The sequence below is a fragment of the Tardiphaga sp. 768_D3_N2_1 genome (assembly GCF_052076105.1).
Lineage (GTDB): Bacteria > Pseudomonadota > Alphaproteobacteria > Rhizobiales > Xanthobacteraceae > Tardiphaga.
Genome location: NZ_CP197245.1, coordinates 5536914 through 5554916, shown reverse-complemented (window position 1 = coordinate 5554916; position 18003 = coordinate 5536914). Strand labels below are relative to the sequence as shown.

Genomic DNA, 18003 nt, shown 5'->3' with positions numbered 1-18003 from the left:
GCAGCCCTAGCCGGCTGCACTCATCTGTGACCGGAACGCCCATTTGGTGAAATGCTGCTCGATCCCCGCAAAGACGGCGTACATGAGCACGCCTTCGAAGGCGAGCAGCAGCAAGGCGGCGTAGACATTCGCCATGCGGAAGCTGGCGCCCTCCAGCGCGATCAGATAGCCGAGCCCGGCATTGGCGCCGAGCGTCTCCGACACCACGGTGCCGACGAAAGCCAGCGTGATGGCGATCTTCAGCGAGCCGAAGAAATATGGCAGCGCACGCGGAATGCCGACCTTGAGCATGATGTCGAGCTTGCCCGCGCCGAGCGCCCGCAACACGTCCTCGAGTTCCGGCTCGGTAGTCGCCAGACCCGTGGCGATATTGACCACGATCGGGAAGAACGAAATCAGGAAAGCGGTGACGATTGCCGGCACTTCGCCGATGCCGAACCACAGGATCAGCAGCGGGACGATGGCGACCTTCGGGATCGTGTTGAAGCCGATCATCACCGGATAGAGACCGCGATAGATGGCGCGCGACCAGCCGACGACGAGCCCGAGGATGATGCCGAAGCCGACGGCCAGGGCAAATCCGACCATGGTCACCCAGAGCGTGACCCAGGAATGATAGAGAAACACGCGCCAGAGCTTGAACATCGCCGCAAAGGCAGCCGACGGCGGCTGCAGCACCGACGTGTTGATCTTGAAAACGATGCAGGCCAGCTCCCAGATCAGGAAGATGGCAATGGTGAAGAGCCAGGGCGAAAGCTTTTCGAGAGTCCGCGGGTTCATGACTGGCGCACCTGTGCGATCTTCATGCGCAGCTCCAGCACGATGTCGCCGAAATCCTTTTCATAGGTGACCTGCAGATCGCGCGGGCGCGGAAAATCTACCGACTTGATCTGGACGATGTGACCGGGGCGCGCGCTCATGACGTAGATATTATCAGCAAGGAACGCCGCTTCGCGCAGATCGTGCGTCACCAGAATCACCGTGAAGCCCAGCCGTTGCCAAAGATCGCGCAGCACACACCACAGCTCCTCGCGCGTGAACGCATCGAGGGCGGCGAAAGGCTCATCGAGCATCAGGAGCGCCGGCTCGTGGATCAGCGAACGACACAGCGAGACGCGCTGCTGCATGCCGCCGGACAATTCCCAGGGATAGCGGTCGCCGAAGCCGGCAAGACCGACCGTGGCCAGCAGCTGCTCGGCCTTGGCACGGAACTCCGCTTTCTTCGCGCGAAACTGCGAGCGATACGGCTCGACGATTTCCAGCGGCAGCAGGACGTTGTCGATCACCTTGCGCCACGGCAGCATATTGGCGTTCTGGAACGCCATGCCGGCCATCTTCACCGGTCCCGTCACCTGTTTGCCGTCGATGGCGATGGTGCCGGCCGTTGGCTTGTGCAGGCCCGTGACGAGCCGCATCAACGTGGACTTGCCGCAGCCGGAGGGGCCGACCACCGTGGCGAATTCGCCGCGCTGGACTTTGAGCGTCGCATCCTGAAGCGCGACAATGTCACCCGAGGCGCCGCGGTATTTGAGCGTGACGCCATCGATATCTACGAACGCTTCCATGCGCGCCGACCTGGCCTTCTGTCGTGACGCTTAGAACTTGCGCTCGTCGGCCGAGGGCAGGTATTCCGACGTGAACAGATCACCCGCCTTCGGCTTCGGATTCTTGAACTCGTAGGTTACGGCGATCTGATCGATGGCATCGGTCATTCGCTTCTCGTCGATGCCGCCGACGCCATTGGCCTTCACCCAGGGCGTCACGAAATTATCCTTCAGCGACATCTTGAGGCGGGCGAGTTCGATCTTCTCGTCAGCGGTCTCATTGCGCTTCATCACCGACTTGATGGCCGTATCGGGGTCCTTGATGGTGTCGATGATGCCCTTGACGGTCGCGCGCACGAAGCCGGCCACGAGTTTCGGATTGGCCTTGGCGAATTCGGGATTGACCATGATGGCATTGCCATAGAGCACGATGCCGTAGTCGGACATCAGCATCACCTTGATGTCCTTTTCGGCGATGCCCTTGGACATCAGGTTGAAATAGGACGAGAACGAGAAACCGGTGATCGCATCGACCTTGCCGTCGGCGAGCATCGGCTCGCGCACCGGAAAGCCGACATTCTCGATCTTCACCTTGCTGTCGTCGATCTTGTTCTCTTTGACGAAGGCCTTCCACTGCGCGAAGGCACCGTCCGGCGCCGGCGCGCCGAGGATCTTGCCTTCGAGGTCCTTCGGTCCGTTGATGCCGGACTTCGCGATACTGACAATCGAGAAGGGCGGCTTGTCATAGACCATGAGGACGCCCTTGACGTCCTTGTCGGGATTCTGGTCGCGGAAGCGCGCCAGCGAATTGATGTCGAAGAAGCCGATCGGATAGGTGCCCGCTGCGACGCGCGCGATACCGGCCACCGAGCCCGGGCCGGAGTCGATGGTCACGTTGAGGCCTTCGGCCTTGTAGTAACCCTTGTCGAGCGCAACAAAATAGGGAGCCGACGGGCCTTCGAATTTCCAGTCGAGTGCAAATTTGACATCGGTGTCGGCGCTCGCGGACATCGCAGATGCCAGCAATGCTGCACCCGCCACCACGCTCAAACCCAGCTGACGAAACATCGAAAACTCCCCCTGATCAAATATCAGGCACAGGCTAGCACAGCCCGTGCCAACCTTGGCGAGTCCCCTTTTCAACGAGAAATAGCGCCGCAGCTTCGGGGGGACCGGATTCGAGGAGGCAATCTGATTAAATCATAGGCAAAAAAAGAACACCGGCCTGCTTGCGCAAACCGGTGCCCTGATCGGCAGATCCGGAACCGTGAAACGTCAGACCTGACGTTCGACCATCTTCATCTTCAGCTCGGCGATGGCTTCGGAGGGGTTGAGCCCCTTCGGACACGCCTTGGCGCAGTTCATGATGGTGTGGCAGCGATAGAGCCGGAACGGATCTTCGAGATTGTCGAGACGCTCGCCGGTGGCTTCGTCGCGCGAATCCTTGACCCAGCGGGTGGCCTGAAGGAGCGCAGCCGGTCCGAGGAAGCGGTCGCTGTTCCACCAGTAGCTCGGGCACGAGGTCGAGCAGCAGGCACACAGGATGCATTCATAGAGACCGTCGAGCTTTTCACGGTCGGAGTGACTCTGCTTCCATTCCTTCTGCGGGGTCGGCGTGGTGGTCTTCAGCCACGGCTCGATCGACGCATACTGGGCATAGAAGTTGGTGAGATCCGGCACCAGGTCCTTCACGACAGGCTGATGCGGCAGCGGATTGACCTTGATGGCGCCGTCGTCGACTTCGTCCATCGCGCGGGTGCAGGCCAGCGTGTTCTGACCATCGATGTTCATGGCGCAGGAGCCGCAGACGCCCTCGCGGCAGGAGCGGCGGAAGGTCAGCGTCGGATCGATGTTGTTCTTGATCCAGATCAGACCGTCGAGGATCATCGGACCGCAGTCGTTGGTGTCGACGTGGTAGGTATCGATCGACGGGTTCTTGCCGTCATCCGGATTCCAGCGATAGACGCGGAATTCGCGCGTCTGCGTGGCACCGGCCGGCTTCGGCCATTCCTTGCCGCCGGTGATCTTGGAATTCTTCGGAAGTGCGAACTCAGCCATTCTCTCAAGCCTTCGCTGTCATCATTAGTACACGCGCGCCTTAGGTACGATGTACTGAACGTCGTTGGTCATCGTGTAATCGTGCACCGGACGATAATCGATGGTGGTCTTGCCGCCCTGATCGATCCACGCCAGCGTATGCTTCATCCAGTTCTTGTCGTCGCGCTCCGAGAAATCCTCGCGCGCATGTGCGCCGCGGCTCTCGGTACGGTTCGCCGCCGAGTCCATGGTGACGATCGCCTGAACGATCAGGTTGTCGTATTCGAGGGTCTCGATGAGATCCGAATTCCACACCAGCGACCTATCGGACACGGCGATATCGCCGATGCCGCTATAGACCTTGTGGATCAGGGTCTTGCCCTCATCCAGCACTTCGCCGGTACGGAACACGGCGCAGTTGGTCTGCATCACGTGCTGCATGTTCTCGCGCATCTTCGCGGTCGGCGTGCCGCCCTTCGAATTGCGATAGTGATCGAGACGACCGAGCGCGCGGTCGGCCGAGTCCTTCGGCAGGTCGGGCTGCTTGGCATTCGGCGTCAGCTTCTCGGCGCAGCGCAGCGCAGCCGCACGGCCGAACACCACGAGATCGATCAGCGAGTTGGAGCCGAGACGGTTGGCGCCGTGGACCGAGACGCAGGCAGCTTCGCCCACGGCCATCAGGCCCTGCACCACCGCATTGTCGTCGCCATCCTTCTTGGTGACGACTTCGCCGTGATAGTTGGTCGGAATGCCACCCATATTGTAGTGCACCGTCGGAACGATCGGGATCGGCTCCTTGGTGACATCGACGCCGGCGAAAATCCGTGCCGAGTCGGAGATACCCGGCAGACGCTCCGCCAGCACCTTCGGATCGAGATGGTCGAGATGAAGGAAGATGTGATCCTTCTTCTTGCCGACACCGCGGCCTTCGCGAATTTCGATGGTCATCGCGCGCGAAACGACGTCGCGCGAGGCGAGATCCTTGGCCGACGGCGCGTAACGCTCCATGAAGCGCTCGCCTTCGGAATTGACGAGATAACCGCCTTCGCCGCGTGCACCTTCGGTGACGAGACAGCCCGAACCGTAGATGCCGGTCGGGTGGAACTGAACGAACTCCATGTCCTGCAGCGGCAGGCCGGCACGTAGCGCCATGGCGCCACCGTCACCGGTGCAGGTATGCGCCGAGGTACAGGACGCGTAAGCGCGGCCATAGCCGCCGGTGGCGAGAATAACAGTCTGCGCCCTGAAGCGATGCAGCGTGCCGTCGTCGAGCTTGAGCGCGATGACACCGCGGCAAACGTTCTGATCGTCCATGATCAGGTCGATGGCGAAATATTCGATGAAGAATTCAGCCGAGTGGCGCAGCGCCTGGCCGTACATCGTGTGTAGCATGGCGTGACCGGTACGGTCGGCAGCGGCGCAGGTACGCTGGGCCTGGCCCTTGCCGTAGTCCATGGTCATGCCGCCGAACGGGCGCTGATAGATCTTGCCGTCTTCGGTGCGCGAGAACGGCACGCCCCAGTGCTCGAGCTCGTAAACGGCGTCGGGCGCGTTGCGCACCATGTATTCGATGGAATCCTGATCGCCGAGCCAGTCCGACCCCTTCACGGTGTCGTACATGTGCCAGCGCCAGTTGTCCTCGTGCATGTTGCCGAGCGAAGCGGAGATGCCGCCCTGTGCTGCAACCGTGTGCGAGCGGGTCGGGAACACCTTGGTGATGCAGGCGGTGCGCAAACCGGCTTCACCGCAGCCAACCGTCGCGCGCAGGCCAGCGCCGCCGGCGCCAACGACAACGACGTCATAGGTGTGATCTTCGATAGGATAGGCGTGGCCGTTGGTGGCGGGGCCGCCAACGCCGTTCGCGCCAGTGCCGTTGACGGCCATGCGCTACACTCCGGATGAAAGTTTAAGGATGGCGTAGATCGATGCCAGCGCCACGGCGGCAGAGAAGAAGTTGTTGCCGATGATCGAGATCAATTTGATCTTCTCGTCATGGACATAGTCTTCGATCACAACCTGCATGCCGATCTTCATGTGCCAGATGCTGGCAATAATGAAGAGCAACATGACGATGGCGACAATGGGCGAACCAAGAACCTGCGCGACGCCGGCCTGGTTGCTTCTGAGAAGCGACATCACGATGAAGATCACAGGAATCAGCAGAAGCAGCATCGCGACAGCTGTGAGGCGCTGACGCCAGAAGTCTGATGTGCCCGAATGCGAGGAGCCGAGACCGCGAACGCGACCGAGCGGCGTGCGTACCGACTTCGGGGAGTTGGAGCCGCTCATCGTCCGCCTCCGATCGCATATGCAATGATCCAGAGCAGGATGGTGATGCCGATGCCGCCGATCAGTGCGGCCCAGGTGAGCCATTCACGCTCGGATGGCTTGAAGCCGTAGCCGAGATCCCAGACCAGATGGCGGATGCCGCTCATGGCATGATGGATCAGCGCCCATGTATAACCGAAGGCAATCAGGCGACCCAGAATACTTCCGGTAAAGGCCTGCACATGGGCATAGGCGGCTGGGCCGGATGCGGCGGCGATCAACCACCAGACAAGAAGCAGAGTGCCGAAATACAAGGCGACGCCGGTAGCACGATGCACGATGGACAGGGCCATCGTCAGGGTCCAGCGGTACACTTGCAGATGCGGCGAAAGGGGACGTTCGATCCGAGCGGTCATTTAGCAACTTTGACAGGTTAATGGGCAGACGGTGCCCGATTGGGGATCGCGTAGAGCAATTCTATTTACGAACTCAAAACAACCAGTGCAATCGCGAAATGACATACTCCGAACAATCGTTCAGAGCTTCAATTGAGCCTTGCATTTGTGGGTATTGACAGTTGCCGGGCTTGTTGCTGACAGCCTTGGTGAAGCGCGATTCATGAGAACTTCATGACGCGATAGCAAATGGCAATCGGGGCGGGAATGGCCGGGCTCAATGTAACCGAGATTGCCGAACTGACGGCGCTTCTTATTGCCGTCGGCGCACTGGCCGGTTTCCTGGCAGGTGTCTTCGGAATAGGCGGGGGCGCCATCCTGGTCCCCGTATTTTACGAGTGTTTCCGAATCGCCGGAGTGCCTCTGGAAGTGCGGATGCCGCTCTGTATCGGCACCTCGCTGGCCATCATCATCCCAACCTCGATCCGGTCCTTCCGTGCCCATATGGCGCGCGGCGCCGTGGATATGGAGATCCTTCGGAAGTGGTGGTGGCCGATCCTGATCGGCGTCATCATCGGCAGTGTCACTGCCCGCTATGCGCCGGAGCGGCTGTTCAAGATCGTTTTCGTTGCCGTCGCCTGGTCCGCAGCGGCACGGCTGCTACTTGCGCGCGACGGCTGGAAACTCGGTAACGACCTGCCCGACGGCCCGCTGATGAAGATCTACGGCTTCTTCGTCGGCCTTCTCTCCACGCTGATGGGCATCGGCGGCGGATTGTTCTCCAACCTGCTGATGACCTTTTACGGCCGCCCGATCCATCAGGCGGTGGCGACCTCGTCGGCCCTTGCCGTGCTGATCTCGATCCCCGGCGCCATCGGCTACATCTATGCCGGCTGGCCGGCTGCCGCGCACTTTCCCGACGTCGCAGCGCTGCAGCTGCCCTTCGCTGTCGGTTATGTCTCGCTGATCGGCGCGCTGCTGGTGATGCCGACCAGCCTGCTGGTGGCGCCGTTCGGCGTGAAGGCAGCACACGCGATGTCGAAGCGCGCGCTGGAAATGGCGTTTGGAATTTATCTATTCATCGTCGGCGGCCGGTTTGTCATCGCTCTAATATGACCCCGAAATCGGGGCGACCGACGCGCATCGGTCGCCGTAATAGTATCCGGATCACAACTTGCTATGGATGCCGTCAGACCACGCGACGGAACACCGATGGCGCATTCACATCACGATCATGACGACCACGGTCATACACACGACCATGCCGGCCACAGCCACGCGCAAGGCGATCATGCCGGTCATTCCCACGGCCCCGGCGGGCATGTGCATGCGCCCGCGAATTTCGGCATGGCCTTCGCAATCGGCATCAGCCTCAATACCGTCTTCGTCGTCATCGAGGCGATTTACGGCTATGCCAGCGGCTCGATGGCGCTGGTGGCCGATGCCGGGCACAATCTCTCGGATGTGCTCGGGCTGATCGCGGCATGGACTGCGGCTGTGCTGTCAAAGCGCGCGCCGACGCCGCGCTTCACCTATGGCTTGCGCGGCTCTTCAATTCTCGCGGCACTCTTCAACGCAGTGTTCCTGCTCGTTGCCGTCGGCGCCATCGCCTGGGAAGCCGTGCTAAGACTGTTCAATCCCGAACCGGTAGCCGAGATCACCGTGATGATCGTCGCCACCATCGGCATCGTCATCAACGGCGTGACCGCCTGGCTGTTTGCCTCGGGCCGCAACAGTGACCTCAACATTCGTGGCGCCTATCTGCATATGGTCGCCGACGCTGCGGTCTCGGTTGGCGTGGTCATCGCCGCAATCATCATCATGTTCACCGGCTGGCTGCGGATCGACGCCCTGACCAGCCTCGTCATCTGCGTGCTGATCGTCTGGGGCACCTGGAGCCTCTTGCGCGACTCCACTGCGATGTCGCTCGCCGCCGTCCCGCGCGGCATCGACCCCGTTGCCGTGCGCGGCTACCTCGAACAATGCCCTGGTGTAACTCAGGTGCACGACCTGCATATCTGGCCCATGAGCACCACCGAAGTGGCGCTGACCTGTCACATGGTGATCCCGTCAGGAGCGCCCGGCGATGCCTATCTGATGGAAGTCGCCGCGCGCCTGAAGCGCGACTTTGGCATCGAGCATTCGACCATTCAGATCGATATGGTTCCGACCTCAGCCTGCGCGCTCGCGCCGGAGCATGCGATCTAGGGCACGGCCGCATGCTCCGTCCTCATCCTGAGGAGCGCGTTGTTGCGCGCCTCCTCACCATGAGGGATCGTGCGAGGACTTATTTCGCGTAGATATCCTTGTAACTATCGCGCAGCACGTTCTTCTGCACTTTGCCCATGGTGTTGCGCGGCAGATCGTCAACGAAGATCACGCGCTTCGGCATCTTGAACTTGGCGATCTGGCCATCCAGCGCCTTGAGCACGGAGGCCTCGTCGATCGCGGTCTTCTTGTCGCTCACGACTACGGCGGTGACGCCCTCGCCGAAATCCGCATGCGGCACACCGATCACGGCGCTTTCGATCACGCCGGGCATGGCGTCGATCTCGCTTTCGATTTCCTTCGGATAGACGTTGAAGCCGCCGGAGATCACCAGATCCTTGCCGCGGCCGAGAATGTGCACATAGCCTTTGGCGTCGATCTTGCCGAGATCGCCGGTGATGAAGAAGCCGTCGTCGCGGAATTCCGCCTTGGTCTTCTCCGGCATCCGCCAATAGCCCTGAAATACGTTCGGGCCCTTCACCTCGATCATGCCGATGGTGTCGCGCGCGAGCTCTTTGGCCGTCTCCGGATCGGTGACGCGCACTGAGACTCCAGGCAGCGGGAAACCGACCGCACCGGGCACGCGCTCGCCATCATAAGGGTTCGACGTGTTCATGTTGGTTTCGGTCATGCCGTAGCGCTCCAGCACGGCATGACCGGTGCGCGCGAACCATTCACGATGGGTGTCCGCCAGCAGCGGCGCGGATCCCGAGATGAACAACCGCATGTGGCTGCAAGTCTCTTTCGACAGGTTCGGCGACTGCAGGATACGAGTGTAGAAGGTCGGCACGCCCATCAGCACGGTGGCGCGGGCCATCAGCTTGATGATGAGTTCCGGATCGAGCTTCGGCAGGAAGATCATCGACGCACGCGCAAACAGCGTCACGTTGCTCGCCACGAACAGACCATGGGTGTGATAGATCGGCAGCGCGTGGATCAGCACGTCGTCCCTGCTGAAGCGCCAGTATTCGACGAGGCTCAGCGAATTCGAGGCCAGATTGTCGTGGCTCAGCATCGCGCCCTTGGAGCGGCCGGTGGTGCCGGACGTATAGAGGATCGCGGCGAGATCCTCGTTCTTGCGCTCGACGGTCCGGAAATCCGGATTCTCCTTCGCTGCGGCATCGGTCAGCGAGCCCTTGCCATCAGCACCCAGTGTTTCGACCTTCGCGCCGACCTTGGCCGCAATGGCGGCAAAGCCCTCGGCCTTGGAGGGATCGCACACCACCAGGGACGGTTCGGCATCGGTAATGAAATAATCGAGCTCGTTGAGCGTATAGGCGGTATTGAGCGGCAGATAGACCGCGCCGGCCCGCACGGTCGCCAGATACAGCACCAGAGCGGGCACTGACTTCTCGGTCTGCGCCGCCACGCGGTCACCCGGCTTGACGCCGCGGGCGACCAGAACATTCGCCATCTGCCCCGCCAGCGCGATCAGATCGCCATAGCTGATGTGCTTGCCCTCGGGCGTCTCGATCGCGAGACGCGAGGCATCGTCGAGTTTGTCGAACAGGCGAGAAAACAGATTGGCGTTCATGGCAAGGTCACGCGGGGCAGGAGTGCGGGAGCGACCGTGCGGTTAGCCCAACGATCGCGTCAATTTGTCCCGTTCCTTAGCAAGAATGGTCACATCTAGGCAACGTATCCTGCAGGCGGATGGAGTGCCATATCTGGTGGATCAGCCGCTTGGAGCAGCGTCATCCCGTCGCGGTTTCCGCGCGTGATTGTATCAAACGCGATGTATCGAACTGGTTATTGCCTCGCGCGAACGAAATGCATCCGCGAAAGTTTCAGCAGTGACGAAAAATATAGACTGAAACCGGCCCCGAGGCCTCGCGTAGCTCGGGCATCGACGGCGCAATCGAGCCTCCAGGGATCACCGCGGTCGATACCCAATCATCGCACCGGCGAGATCGCCGGTCACTCACATCACTCGGGAGACGATCCATGTCCAAGCGCATTGCACTTCTGTCGGCCGTCGCATTCAGCACCCTCGCCATCACTGGCGTCGTGCTTGCCCCCGCACAGGCCGAAGACAAGAAGATGATGAAGAGCGAAATGTCGGGCGAGAAGACCGTGATGGTCGGCGGCGCGCCGATGTATCCGTCGAAGAACATCGTCGAGAATGCCGTCAATTCGAAGGATCACACCACGCTGGTCGCCGCCGTGAAGGCCGCCGGCCTTGTCGATACGCTCTCCAGCAAGGGACCGTTCACGGTGTTCGCGCCGACGAATGCCGCCTTCGGTAAACTGCCTGCCGGTACCGTCGATACGCTGGTGAAGCCTGAGAGCAAGGCGACCCTGACCAAGATCCTGACCTACCATGTGGTCCCCGGCAAGCTGAACGCCGCCGACCTCAAGGACGGCCAGAAGCTGAAGACCGTGGAAGGCGAAGAGCTGACCGTGAAGGCTTCGGGCGGCAAGGTCATGATCGTCGATGCCAAAGGCGGTTCCTCAACCGTGACCATCGCCGACGTCAACCAGTCGAACGGCGTGATTCACGTCATCGATACTGTCCTGATGCCGAAAGCCTGATCTCCGGCTTCCGCGCAACAAGTTCGCGCATCCTGACTTGTCCCCACAGGATGCGCGCGCGTCCCCCAAGGATACCGAGGGGCGCCAAGAAGCGAGCCGGGGCAACCTGGCTCGCTTTTTTGTGATCGGAATGATTGGCGTCCCGGAAGGTTGAGAAGACAGCGTCCGTAACGAATGGCACTTTATGCCGTATAGATGCCAGAACCCATGCAAATGGATGATTCCATGTCGAGCATCTCCCTGAGCGAAGACCACACGGCTGCAGCCAAGCCCAAAGCGAAGGTGATCCAGCCCGCCTGGGTCCGTGTCGTGCACTGGATTAACGCCGTGGCCATCGTGTTGATGATCATGTCAGGCTGGCAGATCTACAACGCCTCCCCGCTGTTCAACTTCACCTTCTCATCGTCAATCACGCTCGGCGGCTGGCTCGGCGGCGGCATCATGTGGCACCTCGCCGCGATGTGGCTGCTGGTGATCAATGGCCTCGTCTATCTCACACTCGGTATCGTCACCGGCCGCTTCCGCAGGAAGCTGCTGCCTATCTCAGCGAAAGGTGTGCTCGACGACACCAAGGCCGCGCTGACCGGCCAACTCTCACATGCGGATCTTTCGACCTACAATCAGGTGCAGAAGCTGCTCTATACCGGGATCATTGTGGTCGGCATTCTGATCGTGCTGTCGGGCCTCGCGATCTGGAAGCCTGTCCAGCTGCAATATCTCACGGCGCTGTTCGGCGGCTACGATACCGCCCGCTATGTGCATTTCTTCATGATGGCTGCCATCGTCGGCTTCCTCGTCATCCACGTGGCTCTGGCTTTGATCGTACCCAAGAGCCTGCGCGCGATGATTATCGGACGCTGAGGGAGTACGACCATGATCAGAAAAATCCGCTCCCTCATCATTCCCGGCGTCGACAAGGATCTCCTCGTCAAGGATGCCACCAAGCTGATGCCCGATCTGTCGCGCCGCCGTTTCATCGCGTCGGGTGCAAGTTTCGGCGCCTTGACGTTGCTCACCGGCTGCGATGTCAGCGACAGTCTCTCGGCTGAAAACCTGCTGACGCACATGTCCAAATTCAACGACATGGTGCAGGCCCGAATCTTCAATCCGAACACGCTTGCTCCGACCTACTCGGAGAAAGACATCAAACGCCCATTCCCGTTCAATGCGTTCTACGCCGAGGACGACGCGCCGAACGTGGACGGCAAGGAGTGGAAACTCGAAGTCTCCGGGCTGGTGCAGGACAAGAAGTCGTGGACGCTCGATGAACTGCACAAGCTGCCGGAAGTGTCACAGATCACCCGCCATATCTGCGTGGAAGGCTGGAGCGCCATTGGTTCCTGGCAGGGCACGCCGCTGCGCGACTTCCTCAAGCTGGTCGGTGCAGACACCAACGCGAAGTGGGTCCATTTCCGCTGCGCCGAGGATTATACGAGCTCGCTCGATATGCCCACGGCCATGCATGCGCAGACGCAGATGACCTTCAAGTTCGACAATCAGCTTCTGCCGCGGGCCTATGGTTTCCCGATGAAGATCCGCGTACCGACCAAGCTCGGCTTCAAGAATCCGAAGTACGTCGTCGCGATGGAAGTCACCAACGACTACAAGGGCGGCTATTGGGAAGATCAGGGCTATAACGATTTCAGCGGGAGCTGATCGGCTTCTGGAACATCGACATGGCAGCGCCGACGCCCAGCGTCGCCGCCGACACCACCAGCGCTGAAGTCAGACTCCCTGTCGCGTCGCTGATGGCGCCGACCGCAATCGGTCCCAGCGTCTGCCCAATACCGAACACGATCGTCACCACCGCAATCGCCTTCGGCCATGTCTCCTTCGGATAGTTGAAGCGCACGAAGGCCGTCGTCGCCGCGACGACAGCGAAGAACGACACGCCGAACACTGCCGCCGACACGCCGAGCACCAGCGGCGAATGGCCGAGCAAGGGCATCGCAGCACCAACGGCATTGGTGCCGAGAATGATCGCCATCGCGCGTCCGCTCTGTCCGCGCGCCAGCACGCCGCGCCACAGCCAGGGCGACGCGAAAGAACTCGCGCCGATCAGGCACCAGAACGCGCTCTGCGCGACGGCGCTGCCGCCGCCATCGCGGACATAGGCGATCATGAAGGTCATGTAGGCGATGTAGCCGGCACCAAACATGAAATAAGCGACCAGGAAAATCCACATCGGCCGGATCGTCATGGACGGCGCCGCGGCGCGCGACGTGCCTTCGCTTGCGTCCACCAGCTTGCGTAGCAGCGGCAGGCCCATCACCACCGAGACGAGACCGATCACCAGCCAGACGATCCACCAGGAGCCGGCGCCGAACCCCTGCAGCACGAAGGGGGCGATCAGGCCGGACACCAGAATGCCGATTCCAGGTCCGGCATAGAACAGGCTGAGCAGATAGGACGACCGCTCCGGATGCGCGAGGCCGATGGTTGCCGCGAGCGCACCGCCCGCAACGAAAGAGATCGCCGCACCAAATCCGGTGACGAAACGGGCGATGCTGAGCAGCGTAAAATCCGCGGTGACGCCGCAGAGCAACAGCGACGCAATGCAGGCCACAGTGCCGAGCTGGATCACCGCGAAAAGCCCGTAGCGTTTGCCGAGACCTGCTGCTGCCAGCGCGCCGAGCAGATAGCCGGCGGCATTGACGGTATTCATGAAGCCTGCGGCCGAATAGGACCATTGCAGGCTGTCGCGCATATCCGGCAGCACGAGCGAATAGACGAAGCGGCCGATGCCAAGGCCGATGGCCGGCGCAAGCGACAAAACAAGGATCAGCAACGCCGGATTACGGCGCGAAAGCGAAGTGTCAGTCAAAATCTGGCGTCTCCCGGCCGCACTGTCGCAGCTTTCGCAGAGCTTGCAATCGACGCGTGCAGCAAGGCTGTCTTGCCAATGCTGCAATGACGGCTTAGCACTCGCCCGAAATTCGATGTTCAGAGAAGGAAACGGTTATGGCGGCGCATAAACTGCTGGTTCTCCCCGGCGACGGTATCGGCCCGGAAGTGATGGCGGAGGTGACGCGCCTAATCGACTGGATCGACGCCCAGGGCATCGCCAAATTCGATACCGAGACCGGCCTCGTCGGCGGCGCATCGATCGATGCGGACGGAGTGCCGATCACCGATGCCACAATGGCGAAGGCCGACGCGGCCGACGCCATCATCTTCGGCGCCATCGGCGGCCCCAAATGGGATGGCGTACCTTACGAGAACCGTCCGGAAGCTGGCCTGCTGCGCTTGCGAAAAGATCTCGGCCTGTTCGCCAATCTGCGTCCGGCCGTCTGCTATCCCGCGCTTGCGGACTCCTCGAGCCTGAAGCGCGAAGTGGTCGAAGGTCTCGACATCATGATCGTGCGCGAGCTCACCGGCGGCGTCTATTTCGGCGAACCGAAAACCATCACCGATCTCGGCAACGGCCAGAAGCGCGCCGTCGATACGCAGGTCTATGACACCTATGAGATCGAGCGCATTGCCCGCGTCGCTTTCGATCTGGCCCGCAAGCGCCAGAACAAGGTGACGTCGATGGAGAAGCGCAACGTCATGAAGTCGGGCGTGCTCTGGAACGAGGTCGTCACCCAGGTGCATGGCCGCGAATACAAGGACGTCACGCTCGAGCATCAGCTCGCCGATTCCGGCGGCATGAACCTCGTGAAGTGGCCGAAGCAGTTCGACGTCATCGTCACCGACAACCTGTTCGGCGACATGCTCTCGGATATCGCAGCGATGCTGACGGGGTCGCTGGGCATGCTGCCCTCGGCCTCGCTCGGCGAAATCGACGCCAAGACCAAGAAGCGCAAGGCGATGTATGAGCCGGTGCACGGCTCGGCGCCGGACATTGCCGGCAAGGGCATGGCCAATCCGCTGGCGATGATCGCCTCCTTCGGCATGGCGCTGCGCTATTCGCTGGAGATGGGCGAGTTGGCCGACAAGGTTGACCAGGCCATCGCCGCGGTTCTGGCAAAGGGTCTGCGGACGGCGGATATCAAGTCGGAAGGCGCGACCGTTGTGAGCACGTCAGGCATGGGCGAAGCGCTACTGAAGGAATTGCAGGCGCTGCACGCTTAGTAGCTGAGCCTCATGGTGAGGAGCCCGCCTCTTGGCGGGCGTCTCGAACCATGAGGCGGGTTACACCTGCTGCACATCCTTCGAGACGCGGCCAAGCGGCCGCTCCTCAGGATGAGGTCAGAGATAGTTGGCCCCCCAAAACAAAAAATGCCCGGCTAAGCCCGGCATTTTCGTATCGATAGGTCACCACGCTCAGTAGAGCGGGAAGCGCTCGGGATAGCCGCCGAGATCCCACTGCGAATTGAGCGGCTGGCGGTCCAGCGGACGGTTGTTGTTGTCGCGGGCGAAGGAGTAGCCGGGCGGATAGGCGTAATCGGTGAACTTGCGATCACCCGGGAGCACTTCGACGCCGGCATCGAGCCAGGAGCGGCGCGTCACGTAAACGCGGGTGCGGCCCTGCTGATAGGTCACGTTCGGGCCGCGCGCACCGTAAACGGCGTCACGGTCAGAGACGCGAACCTTCTTCTTGGGGGCGGCGTCGGCCGGAGACACGGCAACGGCGGTCGCGATGACGGCAACCGTCGCGAACAACATGGCGAGAGTTTTCGCGGCGGGGAATTTCAAGGTCATCAGGTCCTCATTGCAGTCAAAAGATCGGCCACGCGAGTCGGCAAATCCGATTTGCGGTCAATTTAGCTGGCCGGGGTATCCGGCCACAAGGTCTATCCGGCCACAGTCGCCGATATAATGCGCGGTGTGGCCGAATGTTGCATGTAATCCAAGGTCTTGGTCCTGCCTATCACGAAGAGGTCACAGACTGCCGCGGAGCAGCGGATTTTGGGCGCCGGTGACCCAATCGGCCGATGTCGCCGACAGCGCCGCGCCGCTGATGCAGCCGGCCCGCTTCAGTTCGGCCTGGGCAAAGGCGTCCTGCAGCCGGGGTTCATTGCCGGCTGTCAGCAGCACGAGCCGGTTCAGGGTGCAGCCTATGGCCGCCCTCCGGGCCGGCAGGCCGTCGCCCTGGCACGACCAGCCGGAAATCCGGAGATTGGCGGCATCCAGGGTCTTCATGAAGCCGAGGCAGCGCTTGCTGTCCTTCAGCCGATCGGCAAAGCCCATCAGGGCAACCGGCCCGAATTTGGTATCGATGATGCCCTCGCCCACCACTTCACGGACCCCGCCGGGGTCCATGCGACCCGCGATCTCGGCTGCCGGCGGACCTTCCCGACCGGCCTCGGCGCCCGGGCGATACAATTCCAGCTCAGCCACCGGGGTCTCCCCGGGCGACGCCCAGCGCAGGACATCCTTGCGGCCCCCTTCGGGGTGCCTGAATATCTCATAAGATGATGTTTTACCTGATGAATCGAACTGGCTGACGGCAAAAGCGGGATGCGAGCGACTGGCGACACTCCAGCCAGCCTTGGCGGGTGGTTCACTGCCGACGTCGAATTCCAGTCCGTCGAACACGGTGACCGCGGCCATGACAACCAGTGCCAGCACTCCCATATAGGCGAGCAGACGTATGGCGACGGCGCCGCACTCGTCGGCAAAGCTCTGCAGGGCCGGATGGACGCCTGCCGGCTTTGGGTGGTGCGGAACCAAAATTGAACGCATCAAAACACGCAAAAACGCTTAGGACGTTGTCTTTGCGGCGTTTCTCGCATAGAAGCGCTCGCTCTTCCCTTTCCGCAAACGGCGGCCGGGAGGCATTTTTCTTCGGAGAGTGAACGATGGGTTACAAAGTCGCGCTGGTCGGAGCGACCGGCAATGTCGGGCGTGAAATGCTCAGCATTCTGGATGAACGTAAATTCCCCGCTGACGAGGTCGTGGCGCTTGCGTCGCGCCGCAGCATGGGCGTTGAGGTTTCCTTCGGCGACAAAACCCTGAAATGCAAAGACCTCGCGACCTATGACTTCAGCGACATCGACATCTGCCTGATGTCGGCCGGCGGAGCCGTGTCCAAGGAATGGTCGCCGAAGATCGGCGCAGCCGGTGCGGTCGTGATCGACAACTCGTCGACATGGCGCATGGATCCGGACGTGCCGTTGATCGTGCCGGAAGTGAACGCTGCTGCCGTTGATGGCTTCACCAAGAAGAACATCATCGCAAACCCGAACTGCTCGACTGCGCAGCTCGTGGTGGCGCTGAAGCCGCTGCACGACAAGGCGACCATCAAGCGCGTCGTCGTCTCGACCTATCAGTCAGTGTCGGGCGCCGGCAAGGATGCGATGGACGAGTTGTTCTCGCAGACCAAGGCCGTCTACACCAACAGCGAACTCGTGAATAACAAATTTCCGAAGCGTATCGCCTTCAACGTCATCCCGCAGATCGACGTGTTCATGGAGGACGGCTACACCAAGGAAGAGTGGAAGATGATGATGGAGACCAAGAAGATTCTTGATCCCAAAATCAAAATGTCCGCGACCTGCGTGCGTGTGCCGGTGTTCGTCGGCCACTCGGAAGCGGTCAACATCGAATTCGAGAATCCGATCTCGGAAGATGAAGCCCGCGACATCCTGCGCAATGCGCCAGGCTGCCTCGTGATCGACAAGCGCGAGCCCGGTGGCTACGTGACGCCTTATGAAGCCGCTGGCGAAGATGCCACCTATATCAGCCGCATCCGTACGGACGCGACGGTCGATAACGGTCTCGTTCTGTGGTGCGTTTCGGACAACCTCCGCAAGGGCGCAGCGCTCAACGCCGTGCAGATCGCGGAATGCCTGATCAACCGCAAGCTGATCACCGCGAAGAAGAAGGCCGCGTAAGCCGCTTCGATATCGAAACACGAAAGGCCGGGTGCATCGCATCCGGCCTTTTTATTTACCCCGCGACAACCCAGCTCCTCATGGTGAGGAGGCGCGTAGCGCCGTCTCGAACCATGAGATGCAGGCACTCCGAGTTTGCGGCCATCCTTCGAGACGCGGCTTGCGCCGCTCCTCAGGATG

At 61.2% G+C, this 18003-nt stretch carries 18 protein-coding genes; 7 read left to right on the top strand and 11 right to left on the bottom strand.

What is annotated here, in order from left to right:
• Positions 1-6: 6 nt before the first annotated feature.
• The 7 genes from AB8A27_RS26165 to sdhC all read right to left on the bottom strand — a co-directional run bounded on the left by AB8A27_RS26165 (position 7) and on the right by sdhC (position 6265).
• Positions 7-780: an ABC transporter permease gene (locus tag AB8A27_RS26165; RefSeq protein ID WP_092140631.1), complete on the bottom strand. Its 774-nt coding sequence runs from the start codon at positions 778-780 to the stop codon at positions 7-9.
• Complete coding sequence (locus AB8A27_RS26160; protein ID WP_441244389.1) at positions 777-1565, bottom strand: ABC transporter ATP-binding protein; 789 nt, start codon at positions 1563-1565, stop codon at positions 777-779. Before AB8A27_RS26160 ends, AB8A27_RS26165 begins: the two co-directional genes overlap by 4 nt.
• A gap of 30 nt (positions 1566-1595) precedes the next feature.
• Positions 1596-2612: an ABC transporter substrate-binding protein gene (locus AB8A27_RS26155; protein WP_441244388.1), complete on the bottom strand. Its 1017-nt coding sequence runs from the start codon at positions 2610-2612 to the stop codon at positions 1596-1598.
• A gap of 207 nt (positions 2613-2819) precedes the next feature.
• Positions 2820-3602 carry a succinate dehydrogenase iron-sulfur subunit gene (locus AB8A27_RS26150; protein ID WP_441244387.1) on the bottom strand — a complete coding sequence of 261 codons (783 nt, stop codon included), beginning with the start codon at positions 3600-3602 and terminating at the stop codon, positions 2820-2822.
• A 24-nt stretch (positions 3603-3626) separates the two neighbouring features.
• Positions 3627-5465, bottom strand: coding sequence for a succinate dehydrogenase flavoprotein subunit (sdhA, locus tag AB8A27_RS26145; RefSeq protein WP_441244386.1), 1839 nt, complete (start codon positions 5463-5465; stop codon positions 3627-3629).
• A 3-nt stretch (positions 5466-5468) separates the two neighbouring features.
• Positions 5469-5870 (bottom strand): succinate dehydrogenase, hydrophobic membrane anchor protein, encoded by a 402-nt coding sequence (gene sdhD / locus AB8A27_RS26140; protein WP_092140639.1) that lies wholly within the window; start codon positions 5868-5870, stop codon positions 5469-5471.
• Complete coding sequence (sdhC, locus tag AB8A27_RS26135) at positions 5867-6265, bottom strand: succinate dehydrogenase, cytochrome b556 subunit (RefSeq protein WP_092140641.1); 399 nt, start codon at positions 6263-6265, stop codon at positions 5867-5869. The genes sdhD and sdhC overlap by 4 nt, the downstream gene beginning before the upstream one ends.
• Before the next feature lie 246 nt (positions 6266-6511).
• Between sdhC and AB8A27_RS26130 the strand changes: the two genes are divergently transcribed.
• Together AB8A27_RS26130 and AB8A27_RS26125 are read left to right on the top strand one after the other, a co-directional pair.
• Complete coding sequence (locus AB8A27_RS26130; RefSeq protein WP_441244385.1) at positions 6512-7360, top strand: sulfite exporter TauE/SafE family protein; 849 nt, start codon at positions 6512-6514, stop codon at positions 7358-7360.
• A gap of 96 nt (positions 7361-7456) precedes the next feature.
• On the top strand, positions 7457-8452 hold the full coding sequence (locus tag AB8A27_RS26125) for a cation diffusion facilitator family transporter (protein WP_441244384.1): 996 nt from the start codon (positions 7457-7459) through the stop codon (positions 8450-8452).
• Between the two features lie 79 nt (positions 8453-8531).
• On the opposite strand, the gene AB8A27_RS26120 is transcribed toward AB8A27_RS26125, so the two are convergent.
• Positions 8532-10046 carry a malonate--CoA ligase gene (locus AB8A27_RS26120; RefSeq protein WP_441244383.1) on the bottom strand — a complete coding sequence of 505 codons (1515 nt, stop codon included), beginning with the start codon at positions 10044-10046 and terminating at the stop codon, positions 8532-8534.
• Positions 10047-10456: 410 nt separating this feature from the next.
• Between AB8A27_RS26120 and AB8A27_RS26115 the strand changes: the two genes are divergently transcribed.
• The 3 genes from AB8A27_RS26115 to AB8A27_RS26105 all read left to right on the top strand — a co-directional run bounded on the left by AB8A27_RS26115 (position 10457) and on the right by AB8A27_RS26105 (position 12700).
• The gene (locus AB8A27_RS26115) at positions 10457-11044 is read left to right on the top strand and encodes a fasciclin domain-containing protein (protein ID WP_092140649.1); all 588 of its coding nucleotides are present in this window, start codon (positions 10457-10459) and stop codon (positions 11042-11044) included.
• A gap of 225 nt (positions 11045-11269) precedes the next feature.
• The gene (locus AB8A27_RS26110) at positions 11270-11905 is read left to right on the top strand and encodes a cytochrome b/b6 domain-containing protein (protein WP_441244382.1); all 636 of its coding nucleotides are present in this window, start codon (positions 11270-11272) and stop codon (positions 11903-11905) included.
• 12 nt (positions 11906-11917) lie between these two features.
• Entirely contained in the window at positions 11918-12700 is a 783-nt protein-coding gene (locus tag AB8A27_RS26105; protein WP_092140651.1) for a molybdopterin-dependent oxidoreductase, read from the top strand.
• On the opposite strand, the gene AB8A27_RS26100 is transcribed toward AB8A27_RS26105, so the two are convergent.
• Positions 12687-13871, bottom strand: a complete 1185-nt coding sequence (locus tag AB8A27_RS26100; RefSeq protein ID WP_441245032.1) for a YbfB/YjiJ family MFS transporter — start codon at positions 13869-13871, stop codon at positions 12687-12689. The genes AB8A27_RS26105 and AB8A27_RS26100 overlap by 14 nt on opposite strands.
• A 134-nt stretch (positions 13872-14005) precedes the next feature.
• On the opposite strand from AB8A27_RS26100, the gene leuB reads away from it, so the two are divergent.
• A complete protein-coding gene (leuB, locus tag AB8A27_RS26095; RefSeq protein WP_441244381.1) occupies positions 14006-15118 on the top strand; it encodes a 3-isopropylmalate dehydrogenase in 1113 nt (370 codons plus the stop codon).
• A 192-nt stretch (positions 15119-15310) separates the two neighbouring features.
• Here the strand turns inward: leuB and AB8A27_RS26090 are convergent, their stop codons facing one another.
• Together AB8A27_RS26090 and AB8A27_RS26085 are read right to left on the bottom strand one after the other, a co-directional pair.
• Positions 15311-15688, bottom strand: coding sequence for a hypothetical protein (locus AB8A27_RS26090; RefSeq protein ID WP_441244380.1), 378 nt, complete (start codon positions 15686-15688; stop codon positions 15311-15313).
• A 180-nt stretch (positions 15689-15868) separates the two neighbouring features.
• Positions 15869-16672, bottom strand: coding sequence for a hypothetical protein (locus AB8A27_RS26085; RefSeq protein ID WP_441244379.1), 804 nt, complete (start codon positions 16670-16672; stop codon positions 15869-15871).
• Positions 16673-16788: 116 nt separating this feature from the next.
• Here AB8A27_RS26085 and AB8A27_RS26080 point away from each other — a divergent pair, with 116 nt between their 5' ends.
• Positions 16789-17823, top strand: coding sequence for an aspartate-semialdehyde dehydrogenase (locus AB8A27_RS26080; protein WP_441244378.1), 1035 nt, complete (start codon positions 16789-16791; stop codon positions 17821-17823).
• Positions 17824-18003 lie beyond the last annotated feature (180 nt).

What these genes read in the sequence shown, in the direction of transcription:
- AB8A27_RS26165 (WP_092140631.1), bottom strand. Translation starts at nt 780, where the DNA reads ATGAACCCGCGGACTCTCGAAAAGCTTTCGCCCTGGCTCTTCACCATT.
- AB8A27_RS26160 (WP_441244389.1), bottom strand. Translation starts at nt 1,565, where the DNA reads ATGGAAGCGTTCGTAGATATCGATGGCGTCACGCTCAAATACCGCGGC.
- AB8A27_RS26155 (WP_441244388.1), bottom strand. Translation starts at nt 2,612, where the DNA reads ATGTTTCGTCAGCTGGGTTTGAGCGTGGTGGCGGGTGCAGCATTGCTG.
- AB8A27_RS26150 (WP_441244387.1), bottom strand. Translation starts at nt 3,602, where the DNA reads ATGGCTGAGTTCGCACTTCCGAAGAATTCCAAGATCACCGGCGGCAAG.
- sdhA (WP_441244386.1), bottom strand. Translation starts at nt 5,465, where the DNA reads ATGGCCGTCAACGGCACTGGCGCGAACGGCGTTGGCGGCCCCGCCACC.
- sdhD (WP_092140639.1), bottom strand. Translation starts at nt 5,870, where the DNA reads ATGAGCGGCTCCAACTCCCCGAAGTCGGTACGCACGCCGCTCGGTCGC.
- sdhC (WP_092140641.1), bottom strand. Translation starts at nt 6,265, where the DNA reads ATGACCGCTCGGATCGAACGTCCCCTTTCGCCGCATCTGCAAGTGTAC.
- AB8A27_RS26130 (WP_441244385.1), top strand. Translation starts at nt 6,512, where the DNA reads ATGGCCGGGCTCAATGTAACCGAGATTGCCGAACTGACGGCGCTTCTT.
- AB8A27_RS26125 (WP_441244384.1), top strand. Translation starts at nt 7,457, where the DNA reads ATGGCGCATTCACATCACGATCATGACGACCACGGTCATACACACGAC.
- AB8A27_RS26120 (WP_441244383.1), bottom strand. Translation starts at nt 10,046, where the DNA reads ATGAACGCCAATCTGTTTTCTCGCCTGTTCGACAAACTCGACGATGCC.
- AB8A27_RS26115 (WP_092140649.1), top strand. Translation starts at nt 10,457, where the DNA reads ATGTCCAAGCGCATTGCACTTCTGTCGGCCGTCGCATTCAGCACCCTC.
- AB8A27_RS26110 (WP_441244382.1), top strand. Translation starts at nt 11,270, where the DNA reads ATGTCGAGCATCTCCCTGAGCGAAGACCACACGGCTGCAGCCAAGCCC.
- AB8A27_RS26105 (WP_092140651.1), top strand. Translation starts at nt 11,918, where the DNA reads ATGATCAGAAAAATCCGCTCCCTCATCATTCCCGGCGTCGACAAGGAT.
- leuB (WP_441244381.1), top strand. Translation starts at nt 14,006, where the DNA reads ATGGCGGCGCATAAACTGCTGGTTCTCCCCGGCGACGGTATCGGCCCG.
- AB8A27_RS26090 (WP_441244380.1), bottom strand. Translation starts at nt 15,688, where the DNA reads ATGACCTTGAAATTCCCCGCCGCGAAAACTCTCGCCATGTTGTTCGCG.
- AB8A27_RS26085 (WP_441244379.1), bottom strand. Translation starts at nt 16,672, where the DNA reads ATGCGTTCAATTTTGGTTCCGCACCACCCAAAGCCGGCAGGCGTCCAT.
- AB8A27_RS26080 (WP_441244378.1), top strand. Translation starts at nt 16,789, where the DNA reads ATGGGTTACAAAGTCGCGCTGGTCGGAGCGACCGGCAATGTCGGGCGT.